Origin of the sequence: Solibacillus kalamii, from assembly GCF_002174535.1 — a bacterium.
Lineage (GTDB): Bacteria > Bacillota > Bacilli > Bacillales_A > Planococcaceae > Solibacillus > Solibacillus silvestris.
In genome coordinates, this window is record NZ_NHNT01000017.1 from 18,845 (window position 1) to 30,915 (window position 12,071).

At 39.3% G+C, this 12,071-nt stretch carries 10 protein-coding genes; 9 read left to right on the plus strand and 1 reads right to left on the minus strand.

What is annotated here, in order from left to right:
- Positions 1-96 precede the first annotated feature (96 nt).
- The 7 genes from glmU (at position 97) to mfd (ending at position 9,188) form a co-directional block, all read left to right on the plus strand.
- Positions 97-1,467 (plus strand): bifunctional UDP-N-acetylglucosamine diphosphorylase/glucosamine-1-phosphate N-acetyltransferase GlmU, encoded by a 1,371-nt coding sequence (glmU, locus tag CBM15_RS18100; protein ID WP_087618549.1) that lies wholly within the window; start codon positions 97-99, stop codon positions 1,465-1,467.
- A 26-nt stretch (positions 1,468-1,493) separates the two neighbouring features.
- Positions 1,494-2,453, plus strand: coding sequence for a ribose-phosphate diphosphokinase (locus CBM15_RS18105; RefSeq protein WP_008408287.1), 960 nt, complete (start codon positions 1,494-1,496; stop codon positions 2,451-2,453).
- 223 nt (positions 2,454-2,676) lie between these two features.
- The gene (locus CBM15_RS18110) at positions 2,677-3,330 is read left to right on the plus strand and encodes a 50S ribosomal protein L25/general stress protein Ctc (protein ID WP_008408286.1); all 654 of its coding nucleotides are present in this window, start codon (positions 2,677-2,679) and stop codon (positions 3,328-3,330) included.
- Positions 3,331-3,456: 126 nt separating this feature from the next.
- Complete coding sequence (locus tag CBM15_RS18115) at positions 3,457-4,647, plus strand: MFS transporter (RefSeq protein WP_087618550.1); 1,191 nt, start codon at positions 3,457-3,459, stop codon at positions 4,645-4,647.
- A 93-nt stretch (positions 4,648-4,740) separates the two neighbouring features.
- Positions 4,741-5,304 carry an aminoacyl-tRNA hydrolase gene (gene pth / locus CBM15_RS18120; protein WP_087618551.1) on the plus strand — a complete coding sequence of 188 codons (564 nt, stop codon included), beginning with the start codon at positions 4,741-4,743 and terminating at the stop codon, positions 5,302-5,304.
- A gap of 59 nt (positions 5,305-5,363) precedes the next feature.
- Positions 5,364-5,591: an anti-sigma-F factor Fin family protein gene (locus tag CBM15_RS18125; protein WP_008408283.1), complete on the plus strand. Its 228-nt coding sequence runs from the start codon at positions 5,364-5,366 to the stop codon at positions 5,589-5,591.
- 84 nt (positions 5,592-5,675) lie between these two features.
- Positions 5,676-9,188: a transcription-repair coupling factor gene (mfd, locus tag CBM15_RS18130; RefSeq protein WP_087618552.1), complete on the plus strand. Its 3,513-nt coding sequence runs from the start codon at positions 5,676-5,678 to the stop codon at positions 9,186-9,188.
- Positions 9,189-9,260: 72 nt separating this feature from the next.
- Here the strand turns inward: mfd and CBM15_RS18135 are convergent, their stop codons facing one another.
- A complete protein-coding gene (locus tag CBM15_RS18135) occupies positions 9,261-9,572 on the minus strand; it encodes a hypothetical protein (protein WP_087618553.1) in 312 nt (103 codons plus the stop codon).
- A gap of 236 nt (positions 9,573-9,808) precedes the next feature.
- Between CBM15_RS18135 and spoVT the strand changes: the two genes are divergently transcribed.
- Positions 9,809-10,345: a stage V sporulation protein T gene (gene spoVT / locus CBM15_RS18140; RefSeq protein ID WP_008408278.1), complete on the plus strand. Its 537-nt coding sequence runs from the start codon at positions 9,809-9,811 to the stop codon at positions 10,343-10,345.
- Between the two features lie 114 nt (positions 10,346-10,459).
- The gene (locus CBM15_RS18145; protein WP_087618554.1) at positions 10,460-12,064 is read left to right on the plus strand and encodes a putative polysaccharide biosynthesis protein; all 1,605 of its coding nucleotides are present in this window, start codon (positions 10,460-10,462) and stop codon (positions 12,062-12,064) included.
- Positions 12,065-12,071 lie beyond the last annotated feature (7 nt).

Below are 12,071 nucleotides of genomic sequence, written 5' to 3' on the forward strand. Positions count from 1 at the left end.
AAATTCAAAGATTTGTCAAGTCTGAATACCTTGAAAAGATTATGAAATTGCTTTATAGTCATAAGAGAAAATGAGCTAAATTGGAGGACTTGTAATATGACGAATATTTTTGCGGTCGTGTTAGCGGCTGGTCAAGGTACACGAATGAAGTCCAAATTATATAAAGTGCTCCACCCAGTATGCGGAAAGCCAATGGTGGAACATGTAATTGATCATATCAGTTCACTAAATGTTGAACGTGTCGTAACTGTTGTAGGACATGGTGCAGAGCTGGTAAAAGAAACACTTGGAAATAAGAGTGAATATGTTTTACAAGAAGAGCAATTAGGCACAGCGCATGCGGTTCAACAGGCAGAGCCGATTTTAAGCGGACTTAGCGGAACTACGCTTGTCGTATGTGGAGATACCCCTTTAATTCGCCCTGAAACAATGCAGGCACTGCTGGATCAGCATGCTTCTCAAAATGCAAAAGCAACTATTTTGACAGCGGTTACAGATGATCCGACAGGCTATGGTCGTATTTTACGTGACGAACATGGTCAAGTTTCGCAAATTGTTGAACAAAAAGATGCAACATCTGAGCAACAGCTTGTGAAAGAGATTAATACAGGAACATACTGCTTCGATAATGAAGCACTGTTTGAGGCGCTTAAGCTCGTTAAAAATGAAAATGCACAAGGTGAATTCTATTTGCCGGATGTTATTGAAATTTTACAGAAGCAAGGTGAAACAGTTGCAGCCTATGTAACAGAAAACTTTGATGAAACGCTTGGCGTAAATGATCGCTTTGCTCTATCTCAAGCAGAGGAACTAATGCGTGCACGTATTAACGAACGTCACATGCGTAATGGTGTAACGATTATTAATCCAATTTCTACACATATTAGTGCAGACGCAGTAATCGGCAGTGATACGGTTATTTTACCTGGAGTGATTATTGAAGGTAATACGGTTATTGGCGAAGATTGTAAAATTGGTCCGAATAGTCATATTGTGGACAGTCAAATTGGCAATTCAACTACGATTCATAGTTCAGTCGTGCTAAACAGCCAAGTAGGCAATGAAACAGCAGTAGGTCCGTTTGCACATTTACGTCCGGAATCTTCATTAGGAAACCATGTGAAAATCGGTAATTTCGTTGAAGTGAAGAAGAGTACATTAGGTGATGATACGAAAGTGTCTCATTTAAGCTATATTGGCGATGCAGAAGTCGGCAAGAACGTAAATATTGGCTGCGGTTCAATCACTGTTAACTATGACGGTAAAAACAAATATAAAACAACTATTGAAGACGATGTATTCATTGGATGTAATTCAAATTTAGTTGCACCGGTAACATTGAAAAAAGGTTCCTTTATTGCAGCAGGATCGACAATTACTAAAGAAGTACCTGAAGAGGCATTGGCGATTGCGCGTGCTCGTCAGGAAAACAAATTAGGCTATGTGAGTAAATTAAATTCAAAATAAAATTAACTAAAATACAGGAGGCCATCATGCCGTATCAATACGCTGACTCAAAATTAAAAATCTTCTCATTAAATTCTAACAATCCACTTGCCAAAGAGATTGCTGATGAAATGGGTTTAGAACTAGGGAAATCATCCGTTAAACACTTCAGTGATGGAGAAGTCCAAATTAGCATTGAAGAAAGTATTCGAGGAATGGATGTATTTATCGTTCAATCTACTTCTGCGCCTGTTAATGAGCATTTAATGGAACTTTTAATTATGATTGATGCTGTTAAACGTGCATCTGCTCGTACAGTAAACGTTGTTATGCCTTACTATGGCTATGCACGTCAAGACCGTAAAGCAAAAGCGCGTGAACCAATCACTGCTAAATTAGTAGCAAACTTACTTGAAACTGCCGGTGCAACTCGTGTAATCGTATTAGATCTACATGCACCTCAAATCCAAGGTTTCTTTGATATTTTAATCGACCATTTAGTGGCTGTACCACTACTTGCTGAACATTTCGGGACAAAAGGATTCAATGAAGAGGAACTAGTTATTGTTTCTCCAGACCATGGTGGTGTAACTCGTGCGCGTAAATTAGCAGAGCGCTTAAAAGCTCCGATTGCTATTATTGATAAGCGTCGTCCAAAACCAAACGTGGCAGAAGTAATGAACATTGTTGGTAATGTAGATGGCAAAATCTGTATCCTAATTGATGATATCATCGATACGGCAGGTACGATTACGATTGGTGCAGAGGCATTAATTAAGAGCGGTGCTAAAGAAGTTTACGCATGTTGTTCACACCCTGTATTATCAGGTCCAGCAATTGAGCGTATTGAAAATTCTCCAATTAAGGAATTAGTTGTAACAAACACTATTCAATTATCTGAAGAAAAACTTTCTCCAAAAATTCAGCAATTATCAGTTGCGAAATTAATGGCAGATGCAATCTCTCGTATTTACGAAAATAAATCTGTTAGTACATTATTCGACTAATCCATTGCAAAACAAGAAGTAAACAGCATTTTCCTCAATAGAGGAAAATGCTGTTTTTTTTATACCCTCTCTCATGAAATCTCTACGGCTGTCTCAACTAAATTTTTATTCCTCGTATTTCTATATGCGAATATTTGCAAAAAATCTGACAATTTTATGTTTAGTGTGGACAAAGGTAGGGTAAATGTATCTTTGTATAACTATTTAAGGGGGACGATGGAATATGACTACAGTATTACAAGCAACAAAGCGAGAAACTGGGAAACGTTCGATACTATCCCAACTTAGAAACGAAGGCCAACTGGCAGGTGTGCTGTATGGCTATGAAACAGAAACAACACCAATATCGTTGGATTATAGAGATACCGCTAAAGCAGTTCAAACATATGGTACAACTAGCGTGTTTAAAATTGAAGTAGGCGGGAAAAGAGTAAATGCAGTACTTACTGATATCCAACGTGATGCACTAAAAGGACATGTGAAGCACGTTGACTTCCTTGCTATCAATATGAAAGAAGAACTTGAAGTGGATGTTCCAATTGCATTTATCGGAACTTCAGTTGGTGTAAAAGAAGGTGGAGTAATTACTCAACCTAACCATACATTGAAGATTAAAGTGAATCCAAGCAAAATTCCAGACACAATTGAAATCGATGTATCCGATTTAGCAGTTGGTGAATCGTTATCTGTGGGTAATGTTCGCGATCAATTTACAGCGTTTACGATTGTAGATAATGACGACTATACATTAGCAACGGTAACACCGCCAGCAGCACCAGTTGAAGATGTCGATGCAAATGCAGAAAATGTAACAGCCGATGATCTTGATGCAACGGGAGAAAAATTATCGCCTGAAAAACCAGGTAGAGAAGATTAAGAAATTGGACGGGCCGCCCTATTTATTAGGGCGGTTTTTTAGTGTAAAAAAATACTTCGACATCCGAAAGGAAATCAGTATAATAATATGGAGATGAGTAAATATTAAGAAAAATTAGAGGTCTTTATGAGAACACATAATGAAAAAATGAGTATTTACCATGGGATGGCATCTGCTGTTGCACAAAATACATCAAACAGCTACATTCCGATTTTTGCGATGACGATTCTTGGTGCAACAAATTATCAGGTAGGGTTGATCAGTTCTTTGCCACCGTTAATTACATTGCTAATGACATTACCGGCTGCTATTTTACTAAATCGTGCATTCGAACAAAAAAGGCTCGTTGCTTTTTCCGTCTTGGCAGCACGCTTTGTATTCTTACTAATTGCCTTTATTAGTTATGTACCAGGAAGTTTTGGTTCTTGGTTGCTGCTGGCTCTAATCGCTGCAATGAGTGTGCCGAATACGATGGCGAACATGGGCTGGCAATCTTTTATCGGTAATATTATTGAGGAAACACGTCGAGCCCAATTTTTTAGTGACCGTAATCGCTTGCTGACAGTGGTAGGCTTATTCGTTACATTAACGATTGGTATTGTCATGAAAGATATAACCGCCAATCGGATAGCTTATCAAATACTATTCATGTTTACTTTTGTCGTCGGGGTTGTTGAGCTGTATTTTCTATTAAAGCATGATGAACCGGTACGTGAACGGAATATAGAAAATAAACGTGCAATGGATTGGTCAATTTTTAAAAACAATAAATATGTCCTGTTTTTAATTGTTGCACTTGTTTTTAACTTTGGCTGGCAAATGGCATGGGGGATTTTTAATATTTATAATGTCCGGTATGCGGAAGCGACGATCTTTTGGATTAGTATGTTCAATGTGGCAAATATGATTGCTCAAATTTTATCATTTTCATTTTGGCGTAAATGGTCGCAAAAATATGGCAATATGAGTGTATTTGTCTGGGTTGCCTTTGGGATGTCAACAGCACCATTACTGATGGTTTTATCGACGAATCTTTATTATTTAGTCGCGATGTCCTTTATTTCAGGGTTGTTTGTTTCAGGAACGGTTTTAATATTATTTAATTTATTGCTTGAAAATTCACCGCAGGAAGTGCGCACTTATTGTATTACGACTTATAATGTGCTGCTTGCAGTCATTGCTTTTTCTTCTCCGCAAATAGGAATATGGCTGCTCGAAACTTACTCGATGGAAACAGCGATGTATTTATCGACAGCGGTTCGATTTTCTGCTGCAGTAGGCTTTTTTGTACTTTATATTGTAAGGAAAATGCGTTAGAAATCATTGGCGTCATACTAGTGGACGATACATACTTTTCATGAGGATATATGATAAAATAAAGGCGATCAGAGAAAAAGGATGCGATTACTAGTGAAATTAATTATTGGTTTAGGAAATCCGGGAAAACCATATGAACATACACGCCACAATATAGGTTTTGATGTAATTGATGAATTAGCCAATCGATGGAATGCGCCATTAAACCAAACTAAATTTAATGGTATGTATGCAACGGTTCATCGTCCTGAGGGAAAAGTCATTTTATTGAAGCCACTAACATATATGAATTTATCAGGAGAATGTGTTAGACCTCTAATGGATTATTTTGATATAGAAATTGAAGATATTATTGTTATTTATGATGATTTAGATCTGGAAACGGGTAAGTTAAGATTACGCGGCAAAGGAAGTGCTGGTGGACATAACGGGATTAAATCATTAATTCAGCACTTAGGGACACAGGAATTTAACCGAATCCGTGTCGGAGTAAGCCGCCCGCCAGCAGGTATGAAAGTTGCGGATTATGTATTGGCAAAGTTTTCAAAAGAGGATCAGCCCATCGTAAAAGAAGCTCTTGAAAAGAGCTGTGATGCTGTAGAAACAGCTTTGACAAAGCCGTTTTTAGAAGTGATGAACAAATTTAACGGCGCATAAATTAATCAAAAAATGGTTAGACTTTAATATACATAAGTGTTTAAAGGAGGCCATGGGAGATGCCTGTACGCTACCGCTGTAGACATTGTGAGGTAGAGATTGGTACTTTGCCTTTCGATGCAGAAGAAACGGTTCAAAAGCTTCACTTGTTTGAAATAGGTGAAATCGATGAATTCATTAAAAAAAATGAACGGGGAGAAACGACCGTTTACAGCATTTGTGAGCATTGTGAAGAATCATTGCGTCAGTTTCCCGATTACTATGCGTTAAAAAGATGGTTACAGTAGAGGAGTTGCTTTGGTCGCATAAAATGCGCCAAGGCTTTTTCCATTTCCGTTTTCATTTATCGAAAAAGAGAAGGGGGACTTGACGTGGATACGATACATCAAATATTTATAAAAGATAAACAGATTGATAATATGATAGAGCAAATTCGAAAAGATCAAGCAAATGATCACCTTATTACAGGGTTAACGGGAAGTGCAAGACCTGCGCTGATCCATACAATCTATCAAGAGACAAATAAATCGATTTATATTATGTCCTCAAACCTATTGCAGGCACAAAAATTAGTAGATGATCTGACTGCGTTAGTTGGTGAAGGGCATGTCCATTATTACCCGGCCGAGGAATTTATCGCTGCAAATATGACGACTTCTTCCCATGAGCTGCGTGCACAGCGTATTGCAACTTTAGGGCGCTTAGTTAATCAGGAACGCGGAATCTATATTATTCCGGTTGCAGGAATGCGCAGTATGCTAAATGCGCCTCAAAAGTGGCTTGGATATGAACTTTCTACTTCTTTAGGTCAAGATGTCGACATCAATACTTGGTTAGATAAGCTTGTTGAAATGGGCTATACGAGAAGTGAAATGGTTACAACACCAGGTGAGTTTGCAATGCGCGGCGGAATTTTGGATATTTATCCGCCATATGCACAAGATCCGATCCGTATTGAATTATTTGATACGGAAGTGGATTCGATTCGTACGTTTTCTGCCGATAATCAGCGCTCGATTGAAAAGTTAAAGGAAATCAAAATTTTCCCTGCGACAGAGCTTCTTTTAACAAAAGAAGAGCGCATAAAACTTGCGGAGCGCCTTGAAGCATCATTGGCAGTGAGTTTAAAAAAGGTCCGTAAACAGGAAACACAGGAATTGCTCATGCAAAACATTCAGCACGATATTGAGCTGCTGCGTCTTGGTCATCTGCCGGATCATATTGCAAAATATGGCTCGTTATTATTTGATCAGCCGTATTTTTTAGGTGATTACTTCAAGGAGGACGGCCTTGTCCTATTTGATGAGCTAGGTCGCATTCAGGAAGTGATGGAAGCTTGGGAACGCGAAGAAAATGAATGGTTTATTTCATTGATTGAGGGGGGCAAAATGCTTCATGATGTAAAGCCCTCCCATTCATTAAAAGAAGTGCTTTCAATGCTGAAACAGCAGAAAATGTATTTCGCATTATTTACAAGAACATTCGCAGGTGTCACTCTTAAAAAGACAATCAACATTTCCTGTAAGCCGATGCAGCAATTCCACGGACAAATTGCTTTACTGCAAAATGAAATTGAGCGTTGGACGCATGAAAAATTTGTCGTGTTATTTACGGCCAATTCAGATAGCCGGATAAAGGCGATGCAAAATTTACTGGATGACTACCATATTGCGTCAACAATCGGCTATGCCGATGGACCGGGTATTTATCTGGTCAATACGGCATTGTCTTCTGGCTTTGAGCTACCATTACAAAAAATAGCGGTTGTTACAGATGATGAACTCTTTAAACAACAGGCCAAGAAAAAATCACGACCACAGCAGATGACAAATGCTGAGCGTATTAAGTCTTATACCGAAATTAAATCAGGCGACTATGTTGTACACGTGCATCATGGGATCGGGAAATATATTGGCATCGAAACACTTGTTGTGAATGGTACACATCAAGATTATTTGCATGTACGTTACCGTGAGGACGATAAGTTATATGTACCTGTCGATCAAATCGAACTGATTCAACGTTACGTGCCTTCAGGCGAAAAGGAACCGAAACTTCATAAACTCGGTGGTACGGAATGGAAGAAAACACATAAGAAAGTTTCGAATGCGGTACAGGATATTGCGGACGATTTAATCAAACTTTATGCAAAGCGCGAAGCAGAAAAAGGTTATGCCTTTTCTCCCGATTCCGATGAGCAACGGGGCTTTGAGGCGGCTTTCCCGTACGAAGAAACAGAAGATCAGTTGCGCACAATCGCCGAAGTGAAAAAAGATATGGAACGAGAACGTCCAATGGATCGCCTCGTTTGCGGGGATGTAGGGTACGGAAAAACAGAAGTTGCAATTCGTGCTGCATTTAAGGCCATTTTAGACGGCAAACAGGTTGCCTTTTTAGTGCCGACTACTATTTTGGCGCAGCAGCACTATGAAACGATCTCGAAGCGCTTTGAAGACTATGCAATCAATGTAGGTCTGCTCAGTAGGTTCCGCTCCAAAAAGCAGCAAACAGAGACGTTAAAAGGTCTAAAAGAAGGTACAGTAGATATGGTGATCGGTACACACCGTATTTTATCGAAAGATGTAGTGTATCAAGACTTAGGATTACTTATCGTCGATGAGGAGCAACGTTTCGGTGTTACGCATAAAGAAAAAATTAAGCAGCTTCGAACGAATGTCGATGTGCTGACATTAACGGCAACACCAATTCCGCGTACCCTTCATATGTCGATGGTTGGAGTGCGTGATTTATCGGTCATCGAAACACCGCCACAAAACCGTTTCCCTGTCCAAACGTATGTAATGGAGCATAACGGAGCACTTGTACGTGAAGCAATCGAGCGTGAAATGGCACGTGGTGGACAAGTATTTTATTTATATAATCGTGTAGAGGATATTACAAGAAGAGTAGAAGAAATTCAGATGCTTGTTCCGGATGCACGAGTCGCTTTTGCACATGGGAAAATGACGGAGGCGAAGCTGGAATCGGTTATTTTATCATTTATCGAAGGTGAGTACGATGTGCTTGTCACAACAACGATTATTGAAACCGGTGTAGATATTCCAAATGTAAATACATTAATTGTTCATGATGCAGATCGTATGGGACTTTCTCAACTGTATCAGCTGCGGGGACGTGTAGGACGCTCAAATCGAATTGCCTATGCATATTTCATGTATGAACGTGATAAAGTTCTTACTGAAGTCGCAGAGCAGCGTTTGCAGGCCGTAAAAGAATTTACGGAATTAGGTTCAGGTTTTAAAATTGCGATGCGGGATTTATCGATCCGTGGTGCCGGGAATTTACTTGGTGCTCAGCAGCATGGCTTTATCGATTCAATCGGTTTTGATTTGTATTCGCAAATGCTGGAAGAAGCAGTGGAAGAACGTCGAACAGGTGTGAAGAGAGAAGAGAAGCAGGATGTCGAGATTATGCTGCATGTTGATGCGTATATTCCGGATGCGTATATTCCCGATGGCTACCAAAAAATCCAGATGTATAAACGGATTAAGGCAATGGAACGCATCGAAGATTATTCGGAAATTATCGATGAACTGCAAGACCGCTTTGGAGATTTACCAGTTGAAACAGAGCGTCTGATGCGTGTGGCCCGTATGAAAGTTTGGGCGAAGGAAGCGAATGTGCTTTCAATAAAAGAAAAGCAGCAAGTAGTAACTATTATTCTTTCAGAAGAAGGAACGGCCAATACAAATGGTGCACAGATTGTCGAGCAGTCGATGGAGTTTGGTCGGGCGGTCGGATTTGGAATGGAAGGGACACAGCTTGTAATAACAATAGATTACAACAAATGCGGAAATCACCTGCCATTTGATGTAGTAGAAAAAATGCTGCAAATTATCGCATCTTCAAAAAAAGACTCATAAAAAAGAGAGGAAATATTAAAAGTTTTGGGCTTTTAATATTTCCTCTCTTTTCGATTGGATACAACATACGAATTATAAGAAAGATTGTTGCACACTATAATGTACTCCGTTCGAATAATTTAAACGTTGGAGCAATTCTTCGCGGTTACGGTGTTCTTCACGCCTTGCCAATAGCTGTTTCTCTCTTGTAGTGGAAGCAGAAACTAAATCGCGCTGACCATTTGGCTTTTCTAAATAACGTTTGAAAATGCCGTTTTCAAATTTTGAAATAACAGTAGAACGCTCTTTCGATAAATCCGGGTAATAGGCTAAATGAGTACCTGCATAATATTGATGCTGGCGATATGCATCTGGTGTTGACGTAATACGATCGACTCTTACCATTACTGCACCTCCAAAAAGATTGTTTTATTTTGTCTATTGCCTCTTTCATAAAAACAAAACATAAAATGACCGAAAACGTTGTAATTTCCTATATCATGTTGAGGGAAAATAGGTACTTCATCATACATATACGAAATATTATTTTATCCTTTTCGAACAATGCATAGTTTCATGTATTTCTTTCCATACTAGGAGCATCATGCTGTGAATTGATGGAAAGTGAGGGAACATGAACGATGAAAGCAACAGGAATAGTTCGCCGCATCGATGATTTAGGTCGTGTTGTTATCCCAAAAGAAATCAGAAGAACACTTCGTATCCGTGAAGGGGATCCCCTTGAAATTTATACGGACCGCGAAGGAGAAGTGATTTTAAAAAAGTATTCGCCAATTAATGATTTAGGCGAATTTGCACAACAATATGCGGAATCATTATTTGAAACATTAGGTACTCCAACATTAATAAGTGACCGAGATGAAGTAATAGCCGTTGCAGGCGTTTCGAAAAAAGATTATGTGGCGAGACGTTTAACAGTTTTTGCAGAAGATATTATTAAAAACAGGTCACTTGTAAGTGAGAAGCTGGAGATGTCGATTGAACTTGTAGCAGGACAGTATGAACAAGTGAAATCATATTGCATCGTACCGATCGTTTCGAATGGAGATCCGATTGGTGCTATTTATTTAATATCACGGGCCCATTTTATCGGTGAAGTTGAACAAAAAACTGCTGAAACAGCAGCCAATTTTTTAGCAAAGCAAATGGAAAACTAAAATCACTTTAAAACGTCCATATTAATGGGCGTTTTTTTAATTCCTCGAGTAAAATTAGCAAATGGTTTTCATGATATAATTAGTTCATTGTATGAAATAGAGGAAGGAAATAGAATGACTTCGCAAAGTTTTGGTATGAAAAATTATATGAAGGGCGCACTTCTCCTGACAGTTGCGGCGCTATTAGTAAAAATATTAAGTGCAATCTACCGTGTCCCTTATCAAAACTTAGTAGGTGACCAAGGATTTTATGTATATCAGCAGGTGTATCCGTTCATCTCGTTTTTTGTCGTATGGACATCAAGCGGATTTGCTGTTGCCATTTCCAAAATGCTCGCGGATATAGAAGGACGTGGAGGTACATATGGAGAAAAACGATCTGTATCCCGCATCATCTTTTATTACTTAACAGCATTAGCCCTTATCTTTTTCTGTCTTTTATTCTTTGGTGCACAGCCATTAGCTAATTTGATGGAAGATCCCCAGCTGGCGGGTCTATTAAAAGTAGGCTCATTCATTACGTTATGTATGCCGCTGCTTGCTGTTTTAAAGGGTAACTTTCAATCGGAAAGTAAGATGCAGCCGGTTGCTTATGCGCAAGTGTTCGAACAAATGGTTCGGGTAGCGATTATATTAGTCGGAACAATTGTTTTGCTGCAATACACTCAATCTGTTTACTCAGCCGGGAAAATGGCGATGCTCGGTACGGTTGTAGGGGAAATAGCAGGGATTGTACTACTGCTTTACTTTTTGAAACGGCAGTATCAGCCAACTGGAGAAATTGCCCGTGTAAAAGTCTGGCCAATCTTAAAAGAGGTCACATTATACAGTATCGCGATCAGTATGAGTGCACTGCTATTATTATGCTTCCAGCTTGTGGATTCCTTTACGATTTACAAAATGCTTGTCCATTCAGGGATGAATACGCTTGAAGCGATGGAAGTGAAGGGGATTTATGACCGTGGCCAACCGCTTGTGCAGCTCGGAATTGTAATTGCAACTTCTTTATCGCTTGCTATTGTACCGCTCGTTGCATTAAAGGCAAATCAGCCAAACGGTCGTGGTGCAAAGCCGTTTATTCAATTGACATACCGGAGCTCCCTCATATTCGGAGTAGCTGCGGCACTTGGATTAATACTTGTTATGCCATATGTAAATCAAATGCTGTTTAAGACAGATGCCTATTCGAATGTGCTGAAGCTTTATTCGTTTCAGATTGTTCCATTATCGATAATTTTAACGTTTACAGCTATTTTACAAGGCTATAGTAAATTAAAAGGACCTGCCGTATTTTTAGGGCTCGGAATCGTATTAAAATATATAGGGAACATTATTTTTATTCCGCGTTATGATGTGATGGGCGCGGCAATTGCGAGTAATATCGGGCTGATTTTTACAGCAGCTGCCCTTATCGTATATTTAAAAAAACTGACGTCTATCAGTCTGGCGAATCGTACGTTTTATAAAAAACTGGCCATCGCCTGTCTCATTATGATAGTCGTTGTACAAGGCGCTGTTTACAGTTTAAACAGTCTGTTTACCGGCCTGTTTAGTCGTTTTGATGCACTCATTTACAGTGGGGTGCTCGTCATGCTTGGCGCAGGGGCTTTTATAACCGCAGTCGCAAAAATGCGAGTATTGACAGAAAAGGATTGGTTTTTAATCCCACTCGGCAGGAGAATGGCTGCATATCAACTAATGTTAAATCGAAAGAAGTAGGTGTATA